Origin of the sequence: Myxococcus sp. CA051A (assembly GCF_013336705.1) — a bacterium.
GTDB classification, from domain to species: domain Bacteria; phylum Myxococcota; class Myxococcia; order Myxococcales; family Myxococcaceae; genus Myxococcus; species Myxococcus llanfairpwllgwyngyllgogerychwyrndrobwllllantysiliogogogochensis.
Genome location: NZ_JABUMS010000002.1, coordinates 960,695 through 985,398, shown reverse-complemented (window position 1 = coordinate 985,398; position 24,704 = coordinate 960,695). Strand labels below are relative to the sequence as shown.

General features: G+C 68.8%; 16 protein-coding genes. 8 read left to right on the top strand and 8 right to left on the bottom strand.

The window, feature by feature from the left end; all coding sequences use genetic code 11:
• Positions 1-8 precede the first annotated feature (8 nt).
• Positions 9-2,042 (bottom strand): S9 family peptidase, encoded by a 2,034-nt coding sequence (locus tag HUA74_RS09300; protein ID WP_141649157.1) that lies wholly within the window; start codon positions 2,040-2,042, stop codon positions 9-11.
• A gap of 157 nt (positions 2,043-2,199) precedes the next feature.
• Between HUA74_RS09300 and HUA74_RS09295 the strand changes: the two genes are divergently transcribed.
• Positions 2,200-2,820 carry a DsbA family protein gene (locus HUA74_RS09295; RefSeq protein ID WP_141649156.1) on the top strand — a complete coding sequence of 207 codons (621 nt, stop codon included), beginning with the start codon at positions 2,200-2,202 and terminating at the stop codon, positions 2,818-2,820.
• A gap of 67 nt (positions 2,821-2,887) precedes the next feature.
• Here the strand turns inward: HUA74_RS09295 and fliB are convergent, their stop codons facing one another.
• From fliB to HUA74_RS09280, 3 genes are read right to left on the bottom strand one after another with little or no spacing between them, the layout of a single operon-like run.
• On the bottom strand, positions 2,888-4,162 hold the full coding sequence (gene fliB / locus HUA74_RS09290) for a flagellin lysine-N-methylase (RefSeq protein ID WP_174454220.1): 1,275 nt from the start codon (positions 4,160-4,162) through the stop codon (positions 2,888-2,890).
• Positions 4,163-4,175: 13 nt separating this feature from the next.
• Positions 4,176-4,388 (bottom strand): ClpX C4-type zinc finger protein, encoded by a 213-nt coding sequence (locus HUA74_RS09285; protein WP_174454219.1) that lies wholly within the window; start codon positions 4,386-4,388, stop codon positions 4,176-4,178.
• A gap of 33 nt (positions 4,389-4,421) precedes the next feature.
• Positions 4,422-7,769 carry a TIGR02266 family protein gene (locus HUA74_RS09280; protein ID WP_174454218.1) on the bottom strand — a complete coding sequence of 1,116 codons (3,348 nt, stop codon included), beginning with the start codon at positions 7,767-7,769 and terminating at the stop codon, positions 4,422-4,424.
• Positions 7,770-7,911: 142 nt separating this feature from the next.
• Between HUA74_RS09280 and HUA74_RS09275 the strand changes: the two genes are divergently transcribed.
• Complete coding sequence (locus HUA74_RS09275) at positions 7,912-9,078, top strand: hypothetical protein (RefSeq protein WP_174454217.1); 1,167 nt, start codon at positions 7,912-7,914, stop codon at positions 9,076-9,078.
• Here the strand turns inward: HUA74_RS09275 and HUA74_RS09270 are convergent.
• Positions 9,047-9,568, bottom strand: a complete 522-nt coding sequence (locus HUA74_RS09270) for an RNA polymerase sigma factor (protein WP_174454216.1) — start codon at positions 9,566-9,568, stop codon at positions 9,047-9,049. The genes HUA74_RS09275 and HUA74_RS09270 overlap by 32 nt on opposite strands.
• Before the next feature lie 391 nt (positions 9,569-9,959).
• On the opposite strand from HUA74_RS09270, the gene HUA74_RS09265 reads away from it, so the two are divergent.
• The 3 genes from HUA74_RS09265 (at position 9,960) to HUA74_RS09255 (ending at position 16,333) form a co-directional block, all read left to right on the top strand.
• Positions 9,960-14,129, top strand: coding sequence for a MopE-related protein (locus HUA74_RS09265; RefSeq protein ID WP_174454215.1), 4,170 nt, complete (start codon positions 9,960-9,962; stop codon positions 14,127-14,129).
• 269 nt (positions 14,130-14,398) lie between these two features.
• Positions 14,399-14,752 (top strand): hypothetical protein, encoded by a 354-nt coding sequence (locus tag HUA74_RS09260; protein ID WP_174454214.1) that lies wholly within the window; start codon positions 14,399-14,401, stop codon positions 14,750-14,752.
• A gap of 165 nt (positions 14,753-14,917) precedes the next feature.
• The gene (locus HUA74_RS09255; RefSeq protein WP_174454213.1) at positions 14,918-16,333 is read left to right on the top strand and encodes a fibro-slime domain-containing protein; all 1,416 of its coding nucleotides are present in this window, start codon (positions 14,918-14,920) and stop codon (positions 16,331-16,333) included.
• Positions 16,334-16,426: 93 nt separating this feature from the next.
• Here HUA74_RS09255 and HUA74_RS09250 read toward each other — a convergent pair whose 3' ends face one another.
• The 3 genes from HUA74_RS09250 to HUA74_RS09240 form a co-directional block, all read right to left on the bottom strand.
• Complete coding sequence (locus HUA74_RS09250) at positions 16,427-16,981, bottom strand: hypothetical protein (protein WP_174454212.1); 555 nt, start codon at positions 16,979-16,981, stop codon at positions 16,427-16,429.
• Positions 16,982-17,104: 123 nt separating this feature from the next.
• Positions 17,105-18,559, bottom strand: a complete 1,455-nt coding sequence (locus HUA74_RS09245) for a metallophosphoesterase (protein ID WP_174454211.1) — start codon at positions 18,557-18,559, stop codon at positions 17,105-17,107.
• Between the two features lie 288 nt (positions 18,560-18,847).
• Positions 18,848-20,221, bottom strand: a complete 1,374-nt coding sequence (locus HUA74_RS09240; RefSeq protein ID WP_174454210.1) for a hypothetical protein — start codon at positions 20,219-20,221, stop codon at positions 18,848-18,850.
• A 279-nt stretch (positions 20,222-20,500) separates the two neighbouring features.
• Here HUA74_RS09240 and HUA74_RS09235 point away from each other — a divergent pair, with 279 nt between their 5' ends.
• From HUA74_RS09235 to HUA74_RS09225, 3 genes are read left to right on the top strand one after another with little or no spacing between them, the layout of a single operon-like run.
• Positions 20,501-21,529 (top strand): MoxR family ATPase, encoded by a 1,029-nt coding sequence (locus tag HUA74_RS09235; RefSeq protein WP_141641671.1) that lies wholly within the window; start codon positions 20,501-20,503, stop codon positions 21,527-21,529.
• Positions 21,530-21,535: 6 nt separating this feature from the next.
• Complete coding sequence (locus tag HUA74_RS09230) at positions 21,536-22,414, top strand: DUF58 domain-containing protein (RefSeq protein ID WP_141641670.1); 879 nt, start codon at positions 21,536-21,538, stop codon at positions 22,412-22,414.
• Complete coding sequence (locus HUA74_RS09225) at positions 22,411-24,513, top strand: BatA domain-containing protein (protein ID WP_174454209.1); 2,103 nt, start codon at positions 22,411-22,413, stop codon at positions 24,511-24,513. Before HUA74_RS09230 ends, HUA74_RS09225 begins: the two co-directional genes overlap by 4 nt.
• Positions 24,514-24,704 lie beyond the last annotated feature (191 nt).

The following is a 24,704-nucleotide window of genomic DNA, read 5'->3' as shown; positions in this document are numbered from 1 at the left end:
TCACGCGCCTAGTTGCGCGTCCACTGGTCCAGCCAGGCCAGCACCTCGTCGTGCCACTGGATGCTGTTGGCGGGACGCAGGACCCAGTGGTTCTCCTCCGGGAAGTAGAGCAGCTTGGAGGGGATGCCCTTGCGCTGGAGCGCGGTGAAGGTGCCCAGGCCCTGCGTCTCCACGACGCGGAAGTCCTGGCCGCCGTGCACCACCATCATCGGCGTCTTCCACTTCGCCACGTGGTTGATGGGGCTGTGCTTGCCGTAGCCCTCCGGATTCTCCCACGGCGTGCCCTTGTGCTCCCACTCCGGGAACCACAGCTCCTCGGTGTCGAAGTAGCCCATGCGCTCGTCGAGGATGCCGTCGTGGTTGACCAGGCACTTGAAGCCGTCCGGCCAGTTGCCGGCAATCCAGTTGATCATGTACCCGCCGTAGCTGGCACCGAGCGCGCACTTCTTCTCCTTGGAGATGAAGGGGTAGCGCTGCAGCGCGGCGGCCAGGCCCTTCTGCAAATCCTCCAGCGGCTTGCCGCCCCAGTCGTCACGGATGGAGTCGGTGAACGCCTGCCCGTAGCCGGTGGAGCCATGGAAGTCGACCATCACGGCCACATAGCCCCGGCCCGCGTAGACCTGGGGGTTCCACCGGTAATGGAAGTGATTGCCGAAGGAGCCCTGCGGTCCGCCGTGGATGAGGAAGGCCAGCGGGTACTGGCGCTTCGGGTCGAAGTCCACCGGCTTCACGACGTAGGCGCGCACCGTCTCGTTGTTCCAGCCGGGGAACTCGAACTGCTCGAAGCCGCCGAAGCGGATGCGCGCGAGCGCGTCCTGGTTCACCTGGGTGATTTGCTTGGAGGTGCCGTCCGCGTTGAGGACGTGCAGGTCCGCGGGCGAGTCCAGGTCGTCATGCACGTAGACCAGGCTGCCGTTGGCCGCGGGCTGGGGTGAGTCGTCGGTGCCGTCCTTGGTGAGCTGGCGCACCTGGTTGCTTGCCACGTCCAGCGCGAACAGGGGCACCAGGCCGATGTGGCCCGCGGACGCGTACAGCGTCTTGCTGTCCGGGCTCCACGCGAGCGAGCCGGCGGAGCGGTCCCAGTCCTCGGCGAGCACGCGCTCCTGGCCACCCGGCCAGGTGCGCAGGATGACGCGGTAGCGGTCCGCCTCGAAGCCCGGGCGGGCCATGGCGAGGTACGCGAGCGTCTTGCCGTCGGGGCTGAAGACGGGGCTGGTGTCGGTGGCGCGGTTCTTCTCGGTGAGCTTGCGCGGCTTCGCCTTGCCGTCGACCGGGGACACGAAGAGGTCCAAATCCGTGGACCAGGACTCGGTGCGACCCACGTCGCGCGCGGTGAAGACCACGCTCTTGCTGTCCGGGGTGAAGGTGTACTCCTCCGGGCCGCCGAAGGGCTTGGTGGGGCCGTCCGCGTCCATGCCCTTCATCACGTCCACGGGCGTGCCGCCGGCGACGGGGACGACGAACACGTGCGAGCGCTTTCCGTCCTTCCACGTGTCCCAATGACGGGCGAAGAGCTTGTCGTAGGTGCGGCCGGTGGACTTGCGCTTGGAGCGCTCCGTCTCGCGCTGGGTGTTGCACTCCAGCCCGGAGGTGCAGTCGGGGAACACGTCCATGGACACGGCGAGCCGCGTGCCGTCGGGGGACAGGCGGAAGCTGCCCACGTCCAGGGGGAGCTTCGTGACGGCGAGGGGCTCGCCGCCGTCCACGGGCAGGCGCCACACCTGCGAGGAGCCGCCGCGCGAGGAGAGGAAGAAGAGGCTCTTGCCGTCCGGGGCCCAGGTGGGGTCCGAGTCCGAGTCGGGATGCGAGGTGAGCTGGCGCGAGCCGCTCCCGTCGATGTTGACGAGCCACAAGTCATTGCGGCCCCGGTTGGCTTCCAGGTCGGTGGAGCGCAGGACGTAGGCGACCTGTTTGCCGTCCGGGGAGACGCGCGGGTTGCTCAGCCGGCGCATCGAAATCATGTCGTGGTGGGTGAACGGCTGGGGCCGGGCGGGCGCCGGAGAGGCGGCGATGGCCAGGGCCGCGACAAGCGACAGCGACAAGGTGTCCTCCTGGGGTGGACCCAGGCGCTGGCCTCCAGGCGAGCGCTCGGGTTGGGGGCATACGGGGGTGGACCGTGCCCGCTCCTCTGGACGCTGTCCACCCTGGGGCCTCGGAACATGCGAGCGGCCCGTGTATGCCCGGGTTAATGAGAGGGCCATGAGCGAACCCGTCACCGTCCGCGTCTGGTCCGATTTCGTCTGTCCCTGGTGTTACGTCGGCCTGCAGGAAGTCAAAAAGCTGAGCCAGGAGTACGACCTCCAGGTGGACTGGCGTCCGTTCTTCCTGCGCCCGGAGACGCCGCCCGAGGGGCTGCCCCTTCCCGCGCACATCCGCGAGAAGATGAAGGACCCCAACAACCCGCTGAAGCTGCGCGCGGCGCAGGCGGGGTTGAAGATGGTGGACCGGGACGTCATTCCGTCCACGAAGCGGGCGCACCAGGCGACCGAGTACGCGCGAACCCAGGGCAAACTGGAGCCGTACCATGCGGCCCTGCTGCGTCGGTACTGGAGTGAGGGACAGGACCTCTGGCAGTGGGAGACGCTGCGCGGCGCGGCGGAGGAAGTGGGCCTGGAGCCGGACGCGCTCCAGCAGGCCGTGGAGGGCGGACACTTCGAGAAGGTGGTGGACGACGCGGTGCGCGAGGCGCGGGAGATGGGCGTCAGCGCGGTGCCCACGTTCGTGCTCGGAGACCGCTTCGGCATCCAGGGCGCGCAGGACTACGCCGTGTTCCGTCAGGCGATGGAGCGGCTGGGCGCGAAGCCGCGCTCGGCGACCTGAGCGCGCGGAGACTCCCGCCGAAGGTCGGCCGCGTGTGCGGACACGCGCGGCGACCTGAGCCCAAGGCTCAGAGGCCCTGGAGGAGCACGAGCATCCGGGGCAGCGAGTCCGGCCCCGCGCCGCCCGAGAGTCCCTGGGCGAGCGTGTGCAACTCGGAAGACTGTTCGAGGTGCTTCGCGCTCAACTGGAAGCACTCCACCGCCGCCGCGTCGAGCTGGGCGCGGACCTCTGGCGTGGCCGCGAGGTCGTCGCGCTCGCACAGCGCCACCACCGTCGGATGGCCGAGAAGCACCCAGCGCAACACCGCCGCCCGCAGCGCGAGCTTGAAGACATAGTCGAGCACCGACGGCGCATCGGTGAACGGATGGCGCAGCCAGTGGTTCACCGCGTGGTGCCGGAAGTACTGCTCCACGCGCGCGCCCAGCACGGGCTCCAGTCGAGCCCTGCGCGCCGCATAACGGGCCCAGACGTCATCCGGCGCCGCTTGCGGCCCTCCGTAGGACGCCAGCACCGCGCGAGCCCAGCCACTGAATCGCTCGCTGCCCACCGCCCCCACGCGCGACCTCAGCACCATGCCGCAGATGCCCGCCCACGGTCCTCCAGGCAGCGACACCTGGGAGACCGCCGCATGCAATGCGGCCAGCGTCTCCGGGTCCTCGAACGTCGCGAGCGTCTGGGTCAACAGCGCCTCCGCGCCCTCCTCCCGGAACACCTCGGTGCCCCGGAAGTAGAAGGGCCCCAGCCGCCGCGCCAGTTCGCCCAGCATGAACAGCCGCGAGGCGAACGGATGCTCACGCCGCTCCAGGATGCGCAGCGCCACGGCGCGCACCCGCTCCGAGTGCACCGACCACGCGTCCTCGTCCCCCAGCACCCGGGCAATCTCCGGCCGCGCCGCGAGCGAGGCGTCCACCGGCACCTGCTCCAGCGCATCCTCCGCGAGCAGACACAGACGCACCACCTCGGGACAGCCGAACGAGCCCGTCACCTCCAGCCGCCCTGCCCTGCGAGTCGCCACGCGCGGAAACATCGCGCACGCATCCGGCAGCGCGACCTCGCCATACTTCCGGTGCAGCGCGCACAGCTTGCGCTCGTCGAGGAATGAGCAGTTCCCATCCTCGCGCTTGGTGATGTACGCGGCCTCCGCGCCCGAGCCGCTGCCCGGGTCCGGCAGCACGAGCGCTTGGACCCGGGCCGCATCGGGCCCACCGGCCACCACGTCGCGAAGGATGCGCCAGCGCGCATCACTCACCGGCACGACGAGCCCCGCGCAGCAGGTGTCCTCGCACGCGTCCGCGAGGCACTGGAAGCGCGTCAGGTACCGGGGCGCTGAGACGGACGACATGGAACTCCCGAGGTCAGGCGTCGTCCGAGCCACTGTGGAGCGTGGCGGTGTTTCCCTTCGGATTCGGGCTGGGGGCGAAGGCTTGCCGGTCCAGTTCGGCGAACAGACGCACCACGCACGCATCGCAGATGGTGGCGCCGCCGGTGCCCTGTCGCAGCGGGCCCGCCTGATGCTCGGGGGCGCCGCAGAAGGAGCAGCGCCGACGGGAGGGAGTGTGCTGGCTCAAGACGTACGGTCCTTTCGTCCCTCGGCGTGCCCGCTACTTGCGGCCCAGCGCTTTCTTCACGAAGCCCCAGAAGCCACCCGCGCGCTCCTTCAGGTCCGCGCCACGGCGCTCCTCGGCGGCCTTCACCGACTCCTTGCTCACCTGGAGCTGCTTCTGGAGCTCCTCGGGTGAGTAACGCGTGGCCAGCGTGGCCTTCACTTCCTTGCGCGTGGAGTACTCGCGAGCCTCGACATGCAGCACGCACTCCGAATCGAGCTTGATTGTGACGGCGACTCGCACCGAGCCCTTCGGCCCCCGAGGCAGTCCCTCGATGCGCACCGTGCCCAGGTACTCGTTGGCGGAGATGTGGTTGTCCTCGCCCTGGAAGATGGACAGCTCCAGGAACTCCTCGTTGTCCTTCGTCGTGTTGAGGGCGAAGGAGCGCTGCGCGGGCAGCGGGCTGTTGCGCTCGATGACGCGCTTGAAGACGCCACCGGGCATCGCCACGCCGACCGTCATGGGCAGCACGTCGATGAGCACCACGCTGCTCACCTTGTCCACCGAGCCCGAGTAGAGCGCCGCGCCCAGGGCGACGGCCTCGTCCGCGTTGACGCTCGCCTGCGGGCCCTTGCCGAACAGGCCCTTGAGCTTTTCGCGCACCAGGGGCATGCGGCTCATACCGCCCACCAGGATGATGTCGTCCACCTCGCTGGCCTTCAGCTTCGCGTCCAGCAGCACGTCGCGCACCACGTCCACGGTGCGGCTGAGCAGCGGGTCGCAAATCTTCTCCAGCTCCTGCCGCGTCATCACGACACGCAAGTCACGAGGGCGGCCCGCATCGTCCATCATCAACATGGGGATGTGGACCTCGAAGCTGGCGCGCTCGGAGAGGGCCATCTTCGCGCGCTCGGCGGCGTCGCTGACGCGCGACAGGGCGATGCCGTCGCCGTTGAAGGCCATGCCCTCCTTCTCCTGGAAGCGCTGGAGGAGGAAGTCGACGATGAGGTTGTCGAAGTCGATGCCGCCCAGGAAGATGTCGCCGCCGGTGCCGAGCACCTCGAAGACGTTCTTCTCGATTTTGAGGATGGTGGCGTCGAAGGTACCGCCGCCCAAATCGTAGACGAGGACCTTCTTGTTCAGCTCGCGGTTGAGGCCATACGCGAGCGCCGCCGAGGTGGGCTCGTTGAGGATGCGCTCCACCTTGAGGCCCGCGAGGATGCCGGACTTGCGCACCGCTTCGCGCTGCGGCTCGGAGTAGTACGCGGGCACCGTCACCACCGCGCGCTCCACCTTCTGGTTGAGGTGGGCCTCCGCCATCTCCTTGCACTCGCGGAGGATGATGGCCTGCACCTCCTCCAGCGAGAGCACGCTGTCCGCCAGTCGCACGGCGGCGCGGCCGGCGGCATCGGGGACGATTTCGTAGTGGAAGCGCTCGCGGACCTGGTTCACCACGGCGCTGTCGTAGGGACGACCCACCAGTCGCTTCGCGCCGTAGATGGTGTGCTGCGGGCGCAACACGAGCTGGTTCTTCGCGCGGTGGCTGACGAGCAGCTTGTTCTGCGCGTTGAGCGAGATGACCGACGGAATCGTGTTGTAGCCCTCGCGCGAGCGAAGGACCATGGGGCGCCCGTTGGACAAGAGCGCCACGCACGAGTTGGTGGTGCCCAGGTCGATGCCGATGACGGGCCCCGTGCCCACGATTTGCGGAGGCGGCGGGAGGAAGACCGTCTTCGGCAGGCCCCGCTCATCCAGCGCGGGCGCGGCGAGCGGTGTCGCGGGCTTCGCTGACGCCGGCGAGAGCAGCGTGGGAGTCCCCACCGGCTCGGGAGCCCGAGGGGCCTCGCGGCGCACATTGGGCAGCGACGCGGCCGCCACGGGTGACGGAGGCGGCGGCTGGAACGAGGGCGGCGGCGGTGGAGGCTGGAACGCGGCGGGCGGAGGCGGAGGACGGGCCGCGGCGGGAGGCGGCGCGGGCATCCGAGGCGCCGCGACTCCGGGAGAGGGCCTCGCGCCCATCCCCGACAGGTCCAGGTCGAACTCGCGGCCGCCACCAGCGGGGCGAGTGGCGGACGGAGGCGGCGGAGGCGAGGTCCGCGTCGGAGGCGGCGCCGCCGGAGGGAGTTCCTCCACGGCATCGCTGAAATCCAGCTCGAACTCGAGGCTCCCACCGCTCGGCTTGGACGCCGGAGGAGGCGGCGGCGCGGCCGGGCGCGGAGGCGGTGCGCGAGGGGACTCCTCCACGGCCTCACTGAAGTCCAGGTCGAACTCGAAGGCTCCACCGCTCGGCCTGGCGGCCACGGCGGGCGGCGGCGCGGCGGGGCGCGCGGGAGGGGACTCCTCCACGGCCTCGCTGAAATCCAGCTCGAACTCGAAGCTCCCACCGCTCGGCTTGGAAGCCGGCGGCGGCGCGGCGGGACGCGCGGGAGGCGGGGCTGGGCGCGAGGGCGGTGTGGGAGGGGACTCCTCCATCGCCTCGCTGAGGTCCAGGTCGAACTCGAGCGGCCCGCTGGCCCGCGACGGCGCCGCGCGTGGAGCGGGAGGAGGCGGCGCGAGGGCCGCCTCGGACATATCCAGGTCGAACTCCAGCGGTCCGCTGGCGCGCGACGGCGCGGAAGAAGCCGACTCCTCTTCCACGGTGATGCCGACCTCGATGGGCGCCTCGTCGAGGCTCACCGGCTCATCGAGCACCTCCCCGAAGGCCAGGGGTGCGTCACCCGGTCCCGCCTCTATCTCGAACTCGAACCCGGGCAGCGGCTCGTCATCCGGAAGCGAGACGGGCGGCGGCGTGCTCGCGATGAGCTCCTCGAGCGGAATATCCACGTCGTTCTCCGCGGAGGCGGGCGGAGAGAAGTCGAAGGGCTCATCCAGCGTGGGGGTGGGCGGGGCCTCGATGTCGTCGAAGAGCGAATCGAGCGCCACGCCTTCCGTCGCGCGAGGCGCGGGCTTCGCGGCGGGACGGATCTGCACGGGCGCGACAGCCGGCGCCAGGGGCGCGATGGCGGGAGCCAGCGGGGCGACGGAGGGCGCGATGGCGGGCAGCGGCGAGACGACGGCGGCGGCGGCCTCCGACCTGCGCTGCAGGAGCATCATGTCGACGAGGGCGCGGCTGGCCGGGTCCAGTTCGTGGAACTGGAGGCCCATGCCGGGAGGGCCCGAGGGGTCTCCCACTTCGCGGATCCACCGGACATCGGCGGTGCCATGCAGCACGCGCACGCCGCCGGCGATCTGCACCTCGAATTTGACGGGTGTCCCCACGGGCTGGGGGGTGCGCGAACGGATGAACATCCCGCCCGGGCTCAGGTTGGTGGCGAACTCCTCCGCGAAGCTCCCCACGCTTTCATGCTTGAGCTTCACCAACAGACCGACTGCCTTCCGGTCCGTGGTGCGCCTGCCTTGATCCATAACGCACCACCATCGCGGTACGCAGCGCCCGGCTCAAGAGGGTTTTGGGCCCTTGGTCGGTCGACCGGCCAATGGACGGCGACAGGTGGGCCTGCGGCCTACCTGCACCTTCCTGTATCTTGTGGAGTCCCCGAGGAGCCTCATGAGCACTCTGCCTCTCACCGCCTCCGAGGCGCCACGCGCGGGCTGGCTCGTCGACCGCCAGCACGACCTGATTTCCACGGTGGGCGGTGCCTGCGCGAGCCTCGCTCTTGTCGGGCTTCACGTCTGGGGTGGCGTGAGCAGCCTGGCGTTGTGGTGGGCGTGGGTGCTGGTGCTGGACGGGCCGCACCTGTTCGCAACGGTGTCGCGCACGTACCTGGACGCGAGGGAGTGGAAGACGCGGCGCGGGTTGCTCTTGGGGAGTCTGGGGTGGTTCGCGCTGGGGCCCCTGTGCTTCGCGGTGTCGACGGTGGTGGGCAGCAAGCTGCCCTTCCTGTTGTTCCTCACGTTCGCCGCGCTGTGGGCGTACTGGCACGTGGTGCGACAGCACTACGGGCTGATGTCGCTGTACCAGCGCAAGGGTGGCGAGACGTCGCTCGTGGACCGGAGGCTCGACAGCGTGACGCTGTACGTGGGGTTGCTCGCGCCCTTCGTCGCGTTCGCGGTGACGCATCCGGGAGCGCGCAAGCAGTTGGGGCTGACGGGGACGCCCACCTGGGAGCCGGTGGTCGCGGCGGCGTGCTTCTCGCTGGTGCTCGCGGTGGGGGTGCTGAGCGCGGGGCGGCAGGCGTGGCGGTGGAGGACAGGGCAGCGGGTGAACGGGCCCAAGCTGTTGATGATGGGGGCGGCGGTGGGGCTGTCGGCGGTGGTGTTCTGGCCGTCGGTGTCGGCGCGGATGGACTTCATCATGTTCGCCGTGGCGGTGACGGCGTTCCACAACGTGCAGTACCACGGCGTCGTCTGGTTCTATCACCGCAATCGCTATCACTCACCGGGCGCGGATGCGGCGTCCTTCGGCTGGGCACCGAAGGTGAGTCAGCGCTTCCTCATCTACGCGGTGTGCGGCGTGGTCTTCACGTTGGTGTACCGGGGCGTGGGGTGTGGCTTTGGCGCGCATCCGGGCTGTGGCGGGTTCGACGCGAAGCTCGCGCTGGGAGCGGGCCTGACGCTGAGAGATTTCATGTCGGGCTTCATCTGGGGCTTCGCGCTGCACCACTACTACCTGGACCAGAAAATCTGGCGCGTGAGTCGCGACGCGGGGCTGCACAAGGATTTGAAGCTGGGCAGCGCGCCGCTCAGCAGCGGGCCTGGACCCACAGTCGCTTGAGCAGGCGCACCACCGTCTTTCGAGACACGCCGAGCACCTCGGCGACCTCGCCTTGCGTGTGTCCCTCGACGAAGTGCAGGCGGGCGGCGGTGAGGACCTGGGCAGGCGTGGAACGGACCATCCAACGCAAATCCCTGGCTGCCTCGACGCGCTGAAGGCTCTCGCCCCCATCATCGGAGCGGGCCTCACTTCCCAGTCGGGCGTGCCAGACCAGACGGCGCGCTCGCGCCCGGTACCGGTCCAGGGCCTTGTGCGTCACCATCTGGGACAGCAGCGTGAAGACCGACGCCTCTCCCCGGTGCAGCTCCGGGCTGGCCAGCATGGCCAGGAAGACGTCCTGGAGCACGTCTTCGGATTCGTCCACGCCTCCGAGCAACGCCCGCGCCCGCTGACGCAAGGCCCGCCCATGTCGGAGATAGAGCTCACTCAACTCCAGACATGGGGGATATGCCCCCGCTGGGATTCGCCGCCGCGCTGGCGGAAAGGACATGGCTGACCACCCGGGTCGTCGGCGCACGGTTCGGAAACATGAAGCGTCACGACCGCATCGCGACCGGAGTCCACCTTCCACCAGCCAGTCGACGAAGACCTCTCTTCATAATCCAGACTGCAAGACATTGGCAAGACAGCCAGTCCCATGGATGACGGGCACGCTGTCCCAGGAAATCCATCTCGGGCGACAAAGGCTCCGCCTCCCGCTCCCTCCGGTTCGCAACCATATCCGGGGTATCTCAGACACCCCGAAGGACCTGTCTGACTCAGGCCTTATCCGGCGGGACTCCCCCAGCAAAAACATCCATGACCCGAGGGAGGCCGGGTCTGGGTTGGCCCTCAGGAGCCGTGCCTTGAAAAGTCCATGTTCTGAAGCGTCACGAGTCCGCGTGTTGTGCGCGGTCCTCGTCGTCGTCGCATCCGTGAGCTGCGGGGAAGAGCCGGAGCTCGCCCCGAAGGTCTCCGAGGAGACAAGCCTCACCACGAAGCGACAAGGGCTCTCCTCCGTGCGAGTGCCGCGCATGGTGGCGACAGGCGCCTATCACTCCCTGTTCCTGAAGAAGGACGGAGAGGTCTGGGCCTGGGGACAGAACTCGTTCGGACAGGTGGGGACGGGCAGCATCACCCCCGCGGCCCTGCCGCAGCCCACCCGGGTGTACGGGCTTCCCCCCATCAAGGCCGTCGCCGCCGGCACGGCCCACTCCCTGGCGCTGGATGTGGATGGACATGTCTGGACCTGGGGCCAGAATGCCTCAGGTCAAGCAGGGCTCGGGAACACAGGCGGCCTCGTGTTGGTGCCCACCCAGGTGCCCGGGCTGTCCAACATCCAGGCCATCGCGGCCAATGGCAGCTTCTGCCTGGCCCTGTCACTGGACGGACAGGTCTGGGCCTGGGGACAGAACGCCTCGGGACAGCTGGGCACGGGGGCCACGAGCGCATCGGTGCCCTCGCCCTTCCAGGTGACGCGACTGCCGACCATTCGCGCCATCGCCGCGGGCTTGAATCACACCCTCGCACTGGACGCGGACGGGCAGGTCTGGGCCTGGGGCTTCAATAGCGCCGGGCAGGTGGGCACCGGAAGCACCTCGCCCTCGATGGTGCTGACGCCCACGCGGGTGGCGGGAATTCCGCGCGCCAGGGCGATGGCCGCGGGAGCGGGCCACTCGCTCATCATCGACGAGCAGTTCGGCAATGTGTGGGCCTGGGGCCAGAACACCTTCGGGCAGACAGGGACCGGCAGCGCTACCCCCACGCCCGTACTGTCGCCCTCGCCGGTAGGAGGCGTGTTCGCGGCCACGGCCATCGCGGCGGGCCACAACACGTCCACCGTCATCATGGGCAACGGCTTCGTGAAGGTGTGGGGCCACAACGCCTCGGGCCAGCTCGGCAATGGCACCACGGTGAACAGCGCCACGCCGGTGGACGCGACAGGGCTCACTGACGCCACCTCCATCTCCGCGGGAGCCCAGCACGTGGTGGCGGTGAGACCGGGCTGTCCCGTGTGGGCCTGGGGCAACAACAGCCATGGACAGCTCGGCACCACCACCCTCGCGTCCACCACGCCGACGACGACGCCCACGTCCACGCTGCTCACCAACACGTTCTATTTCGACGGGGACATGGATGGCTTCGGAGATGAGTTCTTCTTCGAGTCCGCCTGCACACCGTCTCCCGGTTTCGTCGAGGAGATCGACTGCGACGACTACATGCCCACCACCTATCCGGGCGCACCGGAGCAGTGCAACGGCGTGGATGACAGCTGTGACGGACAGGCGGACGACGGCAACCCGAGCGGCGGCGAGGGCTGCGCCACGGGACTGCCCGGCGTGTGCGCGGCGGGCACCACGGCCTGCACGCAAGGAAGCGTGGTCTGCACACAAAACCAGGCTGCGTCCACGGAGGCGTGCGACAGCCTGGACAATGACTGTGATGGACAGGCGGACGAGGAGAACCCTGGCGGCCTGGTGGCGTGCCCCACGGGTGCCCAGGGCGTCTGTGGTGACGGCGTGACGCACTGCTCCCATGGTGCCATCGAGTGCGTGCAGAAGCAGGCCGCCTCGTCGGAGACATGCGATGGCCTGGACAATGACTGCGACGGTCAGTCGGACGAGGAGCTCACCTTCCAGGCGTGGTACCGGGACCAGGACGGCGACAACTACGGCGTGACGTCCCAGTCGACGCAGGCGTGTGCTCGGCCCCTGGGCCATGCGCCGAACGCGGGTGACTGCGACGATGTCCAGCCGAGCCTGCACCCCGGCGCCACGGAGGTGTGCGACGCCGTGGACAACAACTGCGATGGACAGGCGGACGAAGGGCTGGCCACGCAGGCGTGGTATCGCGATCAGGACGGAGACGGCTTCGGCGCTGTCGGGCAGGCCGTCCAGGGTTGCCGTCAACCTCCCAGCCACGTGTCGAACGCGGTCGACTGCAACGACGGCGACGCGGCCATCAAGCCCGGTGGCAGCGAGGTCTGCGACAGCGTGGACAACGACTGCGACACCCAGGTCGACGAAGGCCTGATGAGCGCGTGGTACCGCGACGCGGATGGGGACGGTTACGGCAGCGCGGCGCAGTCGATGCAGGCCTGTGCGCGACCTTCCGGCTACGTGTCGAACGCCAGCGACTGCAACGACGGCAACGCGAGCATCCAGCCGGGCGCGACGGAGGCCTGTGACGGCGCCGACAACAATTGCAACGGCTCCGCTGACGAGGGCCTCGCCACCCAGACGTGGTACCGCGACGCCGATGGCGACGGGTACGGCATGGCCTCCAGCACCTCGCAGAAGTGCGACCAGCCCGCGGGGCACGTGTCGATTGCCGGTGACTGCAATGACACCAGCGCCAGCATCAGGCCGGGCGCGACGGAGACGTGCGACGCCGTGGACAACAACTGCGACGGCTCCACGGATGAAGGGGTGACGTCGACGTTCTATCGGGACGCGGATGGGGACGGTCACGGCAACGCGGGTCTGCCCACCCAGGCGTGCTCACGGCCCGCTGGATACGTGACGGACACCACTGACTGCAACGACGCCAGCGCGAGCGTCCGTCCTGGCGCCTCGGAGGTCTGCGACTCGGTGGACAACAACTGCGACGGCGTCACGGACGAAGGCGTGACGTCGACTTTCTACCGGGACGCGGATGGTGACGGGTACGGCAACGCAAGCCAGCCGACACACGCTTGCGCCCAGCCCGGTGGGTACGCGGCGAACGCCAGCGACTGCAACGACACCAGCGCGAGCATCCGCCCCGGGGGCACGGAGGTCTGTGACGGTGCGGACAACAACTGCAACGGCGCCACCGACGAGGGCGTGCAGTCCACCTTCTACCGTGACGCCGATGGTGACGGGGCTGGCAACGCGGGCCTGCCGACCCAGGCCTGCTCGCGGCCCGGTGGTTATGTCGCGGATGCCACCGACTGCAACGACGCCAGCGCGAGCATTCGTCCCGGCGCCACGGAGGTCTGCGACTCGGTGGACAATAACTGCAACGGCGCCGCGGACGAGGGGGTGCAGTCCACCTTCTATCGTGACGCCGACGGTGATGGGTATGGCAACGCGGGCCTGCCCACCCAGGCCTGCTCGCGGCCCGGTGGATATGTCGCGGATGCCACCGACTGCAACGACAGCAGCGCGAGCATCCGTCCCAGCGCCTCGGAGGTCTGCGACTCCGTGGACAACAACTGCAATGGGCAGGCGGATGAAGGCGTGATTCCCACGTGGTACCGGGATGCGGATGGCGATGGATACGGCGCCTCGAGCCTCTCCGCGTCCACCTGTGCCCGGCCCGGCGGCTACGTCGCGAACAGCTCCGACTGCGACGACGCCCGCTCGAATGTCTCTCCCGGGAGGACGGAGAGCTGCGACGGCTTGGACAACAACTGCAACGGCTCCGCGGACGAAGGCGTGCTGCTCACCTTCTATCGGGATGCGGATGCGGACGGCTACGGCAACCCCACCCTACCGACCGCCTCCTGCACCCAGCCTGGCGGCTATGTGGCGAACGCCGATGACTGCAGCGACTCCTCGGCGAGCCGGAATCCCGGAGCCGCCGAGATTTGCGACTTCGCCGACAACAACTGCAATGGGGAGGTGGATGAAGGAGCCCTGCGCAGGCTCTATCCGGACGCGGACCACGACGGCTACGGCTCCGCCAGCCATCCGGGCACGATGGGCTGCCTCATCCAGTTCCACACCACTCAAACCGGGGACTGCCACGACGGCAACCCCAACATCCACCCCAACGCGACGGAGACATGTGACTCCATGGACAACGACTGCGACAGCGCCGTGGATGAGGGGCTTGCCACCCAGACCTGGTACCGGGATGCGGATGGAGACGGCAATGGCAATTACAACATCTCCATCCAGGCCTGCGGCCAACCTTCTGGCTATGTCGACCTTGACTCTGACTGCGATGACTCGAACGGAGGCGTCTTCCCTGGCTCGATGGACATCTGCTACGACGGCCTCGACAACGATTGCAGCGGCATCGTGGACCAGTGGTGCGCGGAGTGTCCCTACATGCATGAGTGCGCACCCCAGATCCCCCCCTATTGATAGCCAATCACCAGGGGACCTTCCTGAACCGGGCTCAACTCAACGCCCCGTGACGCACGGATGAAATGAAGGGGCCGGCCTGTCTCGCCGGCCCCTTCTGGACTGAGCTGGCCACTCGACTCTCAAGAATCGGGCATACGACTCACGCCCATTCAATGACTTACGAAAACCCCGTCCCCGGGTGCTGGCCAGTTGAATCCTCGCAACGGAGGCCTAGCTTGGCTGCCCAAGCGGGTCTCGGTACGCCCGCGCCCACCCCCGGAGTTTCCATGTCGCGTCGAACCAGCCTCTCCTTCCTGGCCATGCTCTCTGTCTTCACGTGTCTGTATGCGGGCGAGAGCTTCGCGCAGAACGCGCGCACCGGAACGGCCTCCGACGGCAACTACATCACCGTCCCCTCCGGCTCGGTGAATGACTGGGTCATCCACGTGTCCCCTCGGGACATGGGGTTCGAGGAGCCCGGCTCCGAGGGCGACAACGCACTCCTGAAGTTTGAGTGCTACGTGGTGCAGATCAACCAGTACACGTGGCAGGTCGTCGCCCGGTACAAGCTGCGCCCCTGGAACAACCGGGACGGCATCTGGCACAGCGGCACCGCCAACTACCTCCTCGTCCACAAGTAGGCCGGCGCCTGCTCACGAGCCACATCGAACTACATTTACAATCAAGGTTCTTGAGCAAGTCAGATAACAGCCGGGCAACAGGGCATGTCAGGGCCGTCGGGCAGGATGGCCCATCCGTGCGGAGCCGCGTGGACTCCGTTCACCAACCCCAGACACCCACTGCCCATGACACCCCATCATCGTACTCCCTTGCGCTTCGCGAGCGTGTTGCTCGCCTCCCTGGTCCTCTCACTGTTCGCGTGCGGAAGGGAGGACGACTCGGAGACGGCCCCGGACCGGATGCGGGGCGCGCAGGAAGCCCCCACTGTTGACCTGGAGCCGGGCTGCGGAGAGCCAGGCGACGACGCGGGAACTGACGCGGGCGTCGATGCCGGAACAGGGACCGAACCCGATGCCGGCCCCGCTGTCTGCGGTGATGCCCTCAAGCACCCCTCGGAGGAGTGCGACGACGGCAACAACGACCTGGGCGATGGCTGTACACCGCTGTGCACGCGCGAGCCTGTCTGCTCCAACGGAGTCTGCGAGAATGTGTGCGGCGACGGCCAGTTGAGGTCCGAGCAGTGCGATGACGGCAACACGCTCGCCAACGACGGTTGCTCGCCGACCTGCGAGTTCGAGCCGGGCTTCGTCTGCATGGCCGTCGACGACCTCCCTCCCGCGCAGCTGTCCCTCCCCATCGTCTACCGCGACTTCCGCGGGTACGACCTGCTCGCGACGGGCTCACTCCCCCGGGGCCACATCGACTTCGAGAACGCCCTCGGCAGTGAGAAGGGCATCGTGGCCACCACCCTGGATGCCCAGGGCAAACCCGTCTACGCGAAGACCTCCATGGCCTCCGCCACCACCCACGGCAAGGCGGCCTTCGACCAGTGGTTCCGAGACGTGCCCAACGTGAACCAGACCGTCATTGGCACCCTGGACCTCCCCCGGCAGGCCATTGGCCAATACCTGTTCGACGACCAGACCTTCTTCCCCCTGGACACAGCGGGCTGGGTGGCCTCCGGACACGAGCCTCTCCGGGCGGACAACAGCTCCCCCGCCCAGCTCCACAACTTCAACTTCACCAGCGAGACGCGCTACTGGTTCGAGTACCGGGGTGACGAGGTCCTCACCTTCCGTGGCGATGACGATGTCTGGGTGTTCATCAACGGCATCCTCGCGGTGGACCTGGGCGGAATCCACGCGGCCGAAACCGCCTCCCTCACCCTGTCACAGCGCGCAAGCCAGCTGGGCCTCATCGTGGGCGGCACCTACCAGCTCGCGGTGTTCCAGGCCGAGCGCCACACCCGGGCGTCTTCGTATCGGCTGGGGCTCAACAACTTCTTCCGTCCCTCGCGACGCACCCAGTGCGTGCCCGGGCCCGACCCGGAGCCCCTCTGCGGCAACGGAACCACGGACCCCGGTGAGCAGTGTGATGACGGCATCAACGACGGTGGCTACAGCCAGTGCGCCCCAGGCTGCGTCAGGGGTCCTCGCTGCGGCGATGGCATCGTTCACCTCGTCGAAGGGGAACAGTGCGATGACGGCAACCTCCGGAGCCTCGACGGCTGCAACGCCACCTGCCAGCTCGAACTGCCCTGAGCCATGAGCATCGCGTGAGCGGGCCGGTGTCACCCGACTCGACGGGCCCGCTCACCTCGCAGGTGCTTCGACGCCACGAACGCCGGTGCGGCTTCAGTCAGGCGAGAAGGACAGCTCAGCCACCCGGCCCGCTTCGAAGCGCACGATTCCCCAGTCAGAGTCGCCCCATCCCTGGTGGGTGTGCCGGTAGACCACGCTGTCCTTGAGCTCCAAGGCGCCACCCGGGCTCCGTCTGGCATCTCTCGCGTGCTCGCTCCCCATTCCATGAGGCGCTTCTGGCCGCACGTAGGGATTCGCGGGCCAGCCCGTTCCCTCGATGTAGCGGCCCATCACGGCTTCGACCTCACCGCGCGTCATGCCAATCCGAAGCAAGGAGAAGTCTCGGAGGAAGGGCTTGCGGGAGTTCCACTCGGTGAGGCGGATGCCCACCACGCCACCGACGAAGGCCACCAGGAGCCCCACACGGAACCCCCGGGGGGCCGACCGGGAGCCATAGACCCCGAGCCCCAATCCCAGACTGAGGATGACGGCATTCCAGGACAGCAGATACGACACCGCATCCACGGAGTCGCACAGCGCGAAGAAGCCAAGAAGGCCTCCCAGCAGCACGAGGGTGAGGAGCAGCTGCAGGTGTCGCCTCGGCATCATCAGCGAAGCTTACGGCGCCACCGATGCGGTGTCTTGTCCCCTGGGTGTGCCTCTACCGGGAGGACTGACAGGACACGACGGAGGAAGGGGCCGGCCTGCTGGCGTGCCGGCCCCTTCGCTTCGTCAGCGCACCCAGTTCACGTTGGAGATGGTGAACTTCGTTCCATCCTGCTTCTCCACGTTGGTGTACGGCAGGTACACCCGCGAGGAGAACGTGTTCGCCGCGGTGTCGATTTCGATGAGCCGCGTCGGGTTCGACGACCCGTCATGGTACGTGGTCAGCATCTGGTAGATTTTGTTCCCCTGCGTGCCGGTGACTTCGCTGTACGCCGCCGTGCCCACGTGCCCGGAGAAGATGAACCGCACGTTGGCGTACGGCTTGAGCGCGGTGTCGAACACGTACTGCGGGCTGTTGTTTCCATACCCGCCATTGCCCTGCTCGATGCCGCCCCCACTCGTCTGGTGCGAGTGCGTCAGCACGATGACGTTGTGACGCGGGTGCTGCTCCACGACGCTCTTCACCCAGTTGACCGCATTCGTCCGCGCCCAGAGTTCCACGTTGATGACCAGCCAGTTCAGCCCGCCCGCCGTGAAGGTGTGATAGGCATTGTCGCACTTGCCCGCCTCGAACACGCCCGCCAGCGCGCGGAACCGCGTCGTCGGAAAGTACGTGTTGAAGGTGGTGGTGTTGCGGAGGTTCGCATTCACATTGCCAGGGCACGCGCTGCCACCGGGGCACGTCGCCGCGGTGTCATGGTTGCCAATGGCGATGGCATAGGGAATCTGCGCGGCATCCAGCTTCTGGAACGCGTTGCTCGCCCGAACGTACTGGATGTGGTCCGCCGTGTCCCAGTTCGCCATGTCGCCCGTGTGGCCCACGAAGCGGATGTCGAGCGCGTCCTTGTTATCCGCCAGCCACTGCATCCGGTGGTCAATCAGCGTGGACTGCGAGATGAGCTCGTTCTGCGTGTCCGGGATGATGACCAGGGTGAACTTCGTATCCACGGGCTGCGCCGTCGTGGGCGCCGCGTGGAACTTGATGCCCTCGTCCACCCACCCCGCCGCGCTCAGCGCCGAGCGCTCCGCCGCCGTCGTCGCGAAGCGGTGCTTGCGCAGCGTGTCGTTCGCATAGCGATAGACAGGGACCAGGCACGGCTCCGCCGTCGTCGACGCGAAGAAGCCCGTCCCCTCGTCCGTGGTGAACCCGCCCTGCGTCGCGAGCTGCTGCTTCTCCGCCGCGTCGATGGTCCAGAAGTGCTCGTTCCGGCTCGGGCTGTACAACCGATACACCGTGGACAGGCCCGGGCCCGCGACGGCGGCGGCGCGGAAGGCCACGCCCCGGTCATCGGTGTAGCCGTAGTTCGTCGCGGCGCTGGCCGCCTCGTTCGCGTTGAGCGTGTAGAGGCTGTCGCCGTTGCTCGCCCGGATGCGGTGATACACCGGCGCGCTCATGGCGGCGCAGTCCAGCGCGGCCTTGCTGGAAGCTGTCTCGGATACCTCGTCGGGTGACGTGCCGCCGCCACAGGCTGACAGCACGCCCCACAGCGACAGGGATGCAACGACTCTCAAGGGACTCATGGTGTCTCTTTCCAGGATGGGATGAATACAGGGCTCGTCGGCTTCGACTCGGTGTTTACCGCGAAATACCGAATTCCGGCCTTGGCTATCGCTTGAGTTCCATCCCAGGAACTCCATGTGTCCGACTGCGAGCAACACACAACACCGTCACGACGGAGCAGTGAGCAATGTCTCTCGAATTTTACACAAACATCCGAGCAACCCCGAGCGTGCGCATGGCACCTGAGGTCCGCTTCAGATTGATGCGGAGACGTGGAGGGACGCTCGCGGGCGAACGTCCGGGCCCACTCACTCCGGCGTCACCACCCGCAGGAACGCGTCCTGGTTCCACCCGTCCCCGCCGCCATCGCGCTGCCAGCCCGCGACGGCCAGTCCGCGCCCGGGCACCATCGCGAGCCCCGTCACCGCGAGCGAGCACTCGCCACTCGCGCAGCCCTCCGCCGGCAGTTTGCGCTCGCCCTGCTGCGTCCCATCCGCCGCGTAGCGCGTGAGCACGTCACCGCACGCCACCATCACCGCGCCCGCGTCATCCACCGCCGCCGCGACACCCTCCGACGCCTGGTCGCCGCACTCCGGCTGCTTCAGCCAGCGCACCTCGCCCTCCGCGCCCACGCCGAGCACGAACGGTCCTTGAGTCCCCAGCGACGTGCCGCCCCACACGAGCAGGCCCGTGAAGTCCCCCGCCACCGTCACCGCGCCATCCGGCCCCACCGCCACCGACGTCACCCGCCCCTTCGCGCCCGGCAGCTCCCGTCCCCACACCAACTTCCCCGCCTCGTCGAACGCGAGCACCACGAAGCCGCGCCGGCCCTTGGCGCCGAATGACTCGCCATCCACCTCCAGCGTGTCGGAGAGCTGCCCCGCGAGCACCGTCTGCCCCGACGGCGCCAGCGCCACCGCGTGCAGCGCCGTGCCCTCGCCCGTCCCGGTGAGCCGCCGCGTCCAGCGCACCGAGCCGTCCTCCGCGTAGTGCGTCAGCACCGGGTCCTGCACCTCGCCTTCCCACTCCTCGCCCGCCACCACCACGCCCCCGGCCGGGTCCGCCGCCACCGCCCGCGCCTTCTGCCCCACGCGCTGCTGCCACGTCGCGCGCCCCTCCGCGTTGAAGCGCACCACGAAGCCGTCCTGCGCCGCGCCCAGCCCGAAGTTCGCCGGATACAGGAACGCATTGCCGGTGAGGAACACCGCGCCGTCCGTGCCCGGCGAGGCCGCCACCCTCAGTTCCGAGAGCCGCTCCCGGGGAAAGTCCTGCACCCAGTGCGACGTCCCCTCCGGCGAATACCGCGCCAGCTCCACCGCCAGCAGCTCTCCCTCCACCGGCTCGCGGTCGGCGTCCTGCCGGGGTGTCTGCGACACCACCATCACCACGTCGCCGCCGCGTCCCACGGCGAGGCCCGACGGCGTGTCGTCCTGCGGCCCACCCACGCGGGTCTCCCAGAGGGTGCCCTCCGGCAGCGCGCCCGAGGGCGGCGAAGTGGACTCCGAGGGCGGCGTTTCCGGCCCGGACGGCGCCACCCCGTCGGCTCCGGGCGCGGCGGTCTCCCCGGGGGGCTCGGGAGCGTCCTGCTGGGAGCCACACGCCAGCCCGGCCCCCCAGAGGAGGGCCACGGGCCCCATCACCCGCCAGCCGTGGAACCAACGTCCCGCTCGCTCAAACCGCATGCGCGCACCCCGGAGACGGCCGCCGTCCGTCGGAGGCCGGTTCTCCGGAGACGGTAAGCAGCGTGTCCGCGAGGCGGCATTCCCCCTGCCCCTCGGGGGGCTGGCCCTGCTCGGGGGGCGTGCAGGCACGGAGGGGGCCCAGGCCCCTTACGGGCCTGTTCCAGAGTGTATGGCAGCGGAATAGCCCCCCGCTCCAACGGTTGCCACCTCACGACTCGGCTGCTCGGAAGGAGGAAACCGTTGGTCCGGGCGCCGCCCGCGAATTAAGAGACTCCTTCCATGGAAAGCGCCGCCCCCGCCCCACGTCCCGTGCCCGACCCCTCGAGCGACGACCTCCGCGCAGTCGAGGAGCTCGCCGAGGCTCGAAACGCCATCGTCGGCCAGATTGAGAAGCGCGTCGTCGGCCAGCGGGAAGTCGTCGAGCACCTGCTCATCTCGCTCTTCAGCCGGGGCCACTGCCTCTTCGTCGGCGTGCCCGGCCTCGCCAAGACGCTGCTCATCTCCACGCTGGCGGACGTCCTCAACCTCTCCTTCAACCGCATCCAGTTCACTCCGGACCTGATGCCGTCGGACATCACCGGCACGGACATCCTGGAGGAGGACCGCACCACCGGCCGGCGCAACTTCCGCTTCGTGCAGGGGCCGCTGTTCGCCAACATCATCCTCGCGGATGAGGTGAACCGCACGCCGCCCAAGACGCAGGCCGCGCTGCTCCAGGCCATGCAGGAGTACCGCATCACCGCGGGCGGTCGGACGTATCCGTTGGATTTGCCCTTCCTCGTCTTCGCCACCCAGAACCCGATTGAGCAGGAAGGCACGTACCCGCTTCCGGAAGCGCAGTTGGACCGCTTCATGTTCCTCGTCGACGTGGGCTACCCCACGGCCGAGGAAGAGGTGCAGATCGTCAAGAGCACCACGGGCGGCGAGCAGCCGAAGCTGGAGAAGATTCTGTCGCCCGAGCGCATCCTCGCGCTGCAGGAGCTGGTGCGGCGCGTGCCGGTGCCGGACCACGTGGTGCGCTTCGCGGTGGAGCTGGTGCGCAACACCCGCCCCAAGGAGCCCGGCGTGCCGGACTTCGTGGCGAAGAACGTGTCCTGGGGCGCGGGCCCTCGCGCCAGCCAGTACCTGGTGCTCGCGGCGAAGGCGCGCGCGATTCTCCACGGCCGCTTCGTGGCCACGGTGGAGGACGTGCGGGCGCTGTCGCGGCCGGTGCTGCGTCACCGCGTGCTGCCCAACTTCACCGCGGAGAGCGAGGGCATCACCTCCGTGAAGCTCATCGACCAGCTCCTCACGGTGGTGAAGGGCTAGCGCCGCGTGCTGCTCGATGCCCAGACGCTGGCCCGCCTCAAGGGCGTGAAGCTGCGTGCCCGCGCGGTGATGGAGGGGGTGCTGTCCGGCCTCCACAAGAGTCCCCACCAGGGGCAGAGCGTGGAGTTCGCCGAGCACAAGGAATACGCCCCCGGCGACGAGCTGCGCCACCTGGACTGGAAGGCGTACGGCAAGTTCGACAAGTACTACGTCAAGCGCTTCGAGCATGAGACGAACCTGCGTTCGGTCATGGTGGTGGATGCGTCCGCCTCCATGGGCTACGGCAGCGGCGCGTTGAACAAGCTGGAGGTCGCCACCACGCTGGCGGGAGCGCTGTGCTACCTGCTGGTGCGTCAGCAGGACGCGGCGGGGCTGGCGCTGCTCACCGGCGGCAAGTGGAAGGACGTGCCGCCGCGCGCTTCGGCAGGCCACCTCAACGTGCTGCTGGAGACGCTGGACGCCACGACGCCGGGCGGAGGCACGGACCTGGGCAGCGCGGCGGACCACCTGGCGGAGGTGCTGCCCCGGCGCTCCACCGTCATCGTCCTGTCGGACCTGCTCGACGAGAAGCAGGACGCGCTCAAGCGGGTGCTCGCGCTGCGGCAGCGCAAGAACGACGTGTCGCTGTTCCATGTCGTGGACCCGGCGGAGCTGACGTTCCCCTTCGATGACCCCACGCTCTTCCTGGACATGGAGGGTGAGGGCCGCATCGAGGTGAATCCGCGCGAAATCAAGGAGAGCTACCTGGAGGAGTTCCACGCCTTCCTGGCCAGCGTGAAGGCCTCGTGCGCGGAGGCGGACGTGGACTACGAGCTGGTGCGCACCGACGAGAAGCTGGACGACGTGCTGCTGCGCTACCTGGGGCGACGCGGGAGGCGCGGGTGACGTTTGGCAATCCGTGGATGCTGCTGGGCGCGCTGGGCGCGCTCATCCCCCTGCTGGTGCACCTGTTCGACCGACGTCGGCCGAGGCCCCATCCGTTCGGCCCGCTGGCCTTCGTGCTGCGCAGCCAGAAGCGCACCGCCAGCCGACTCAAGCTCAAGCGCCTGCTGTTGTACGCGCTGCGCACGCTCATCCTGCTGGCGATTCCCATCGCGCTCGCCCGGCCGGAGCTGAGCCGTGACGCGCACGCCGCGCAGGTGGTGAAGGGCCCGGCCGCCACGGCCATCATCCTGGACGCGTCGCTGTCCATGCGTTGGACGGACGGCACGTCGCTCTTCGAGCGAGGACGGGACGAGGCGCGCGACGCGCTCAAGGACCTGCTGCCCGAGGAGCCCGCCACGGTGCTGGTGTGCACCAGCTCCCCCGCCGCGCCTCCGCCGCCGGGCTTCGACCGGGCCCGGTTGCGGGGACTCGTAGATGAAGCGAAGCCGACCTATGGGGCGGCGGACCTGTCGCGGTGCATGGAGATGGCCTCGCGCTCGCTGGAGGAGAACCCCATGGCCGCCAAGCGGCTGGTGGTGGTCTCCGACATGGCGGCCTCGGCGTTCCGGCTGGAGGCGCCGCCGCCCACGGTGAAGGGCCCCACGGGGGCGCCGGTGAAGCCCGAAGTCGTGCTGCGCGACGTGGCCGAGGGACGCGAGGCGCTCAACAACCACGCGATTGTGGACCTGAAGGTGGAGCCCGCGCTCCAGGCGGGGCCGCGCTCGTTCCAGTTCACCTTCACGGTGCGCAACTTCGGGACGGAGGCGGCCAAGGATTTGGAGGCCGCGGTGCGCACGGGCGAGACGACGCTGGCCAAGGGCTTCGTCGACGTGCCCGCGGGTGGCACCACGCAGAAAGCGCTGACGGTGCGCTTCCCGCAAGGCGGCACGGTGGTGGGCCAGGTGACGCTGGCGTCGGACTCGCTGGCGGAGGATGACCGACGGGCGTTCGTGTTGCCGGTACCCAAGGCGCTCAAGGCGCTGGTGGTGAATGGGGCGCCCCATGCGACGCGCTACCGCGACGAGGCGTTCTTCGTGGACGCGGCGCTGACGGCGCCCGGCTCTCCGGTGGAAGTCGCGGTGCGTGACTCGGAGGTGGGGCTGCGCGAGGACTTCGCCGCGTACGACCTGGTGCTGCTGTTGAACGTGCCGGCGCCCACTCCAGAGGAGGCGGCTCGGCTGGCGGCCTTCGTGGAGAACGGCGGCGGGCTGTTCCTGAGCATGGGCGACCGGGTGAACACGGAGGACTACAACCAGCGGTTGGGGGCGGTGTTGCCCAGGCCGCTGCGCGTGGTGCGCACCAGCGCGGAGCGCGAGACGGACCCGGAAGCGGAGACGAAGGCGGCGCGGCTGGCGCAGGTGAAGCAGGAGCACGTGCTCTTCTCGCCCTTCACGGGGCGGGCGGAGGAGGGGCTCATCGGCGCGCGCTTCTACCGGTACGTGTTGCTGGAGGCGGACAACCCGGCGTCGCCCGGCGCGAGCCAGGTGCTGGCCACGTACGAGGACGGGGCGCCCGCGGTGGCGGTGATGCGCAAGGGCAAGGGCCGCGTGGCCATGTTCACCAGCACGGTGGACCGTGACTGGAGTGACTTCGCCATCCGCACCAGCTTCCTGCCGCTGATGCAGCGCTTCGCGGCGTACCTCACCGGCTCACTGGAGGAGCGCGAGGAGGTGCGCGTGCGCGTGGGTGAGCAGGTGACGCTGCGGCCGGAGGGCTCGCAGAAGGTGACGGCGGTGAAGGCGCCGGATGGGAGCGAGTTGCCGGTGAAGGAGCAGCCGGACGGCTCGGTCGTGGCGGGGCCGGTGCTGGAGCCGGGGGCGTACTCGGTGCTGGGCGCGGACGGGAAGATGCAGCCGGCGCTGTCCTTCGCGGCGATGCTCGACCCGGCGGAGAGCGACCTGACGCGCGTGCCGCAGGACACCCTCACCGCGTACTTCGGTGAGGAGACGGTGAAGGCGTCCAGCGGTGACGAGGACCGGCCGACCGTGCCGCTGTGGACGTGGCTCATCCTGGCCGCGTGCGTCGCGTTCTTCTTCGAGGGGACGCTGCTGCGCAAGTAGCTCCCGACACGCGTGCCCACGCGGACTGTCGCGTGGGGTGCATGCCGCCGTGCTGAAAGCAGACGTGGTGTGACTGCGTGAATCCCTGGGCGCGACGTCGCGAGGCCCACGCGGAGCCGCCATCACGTCCTGTGTTGGCCTTGTGATTGGACGGTGTCACCGCCCTGCTCGGACGTCAGCTGGAGAAGACA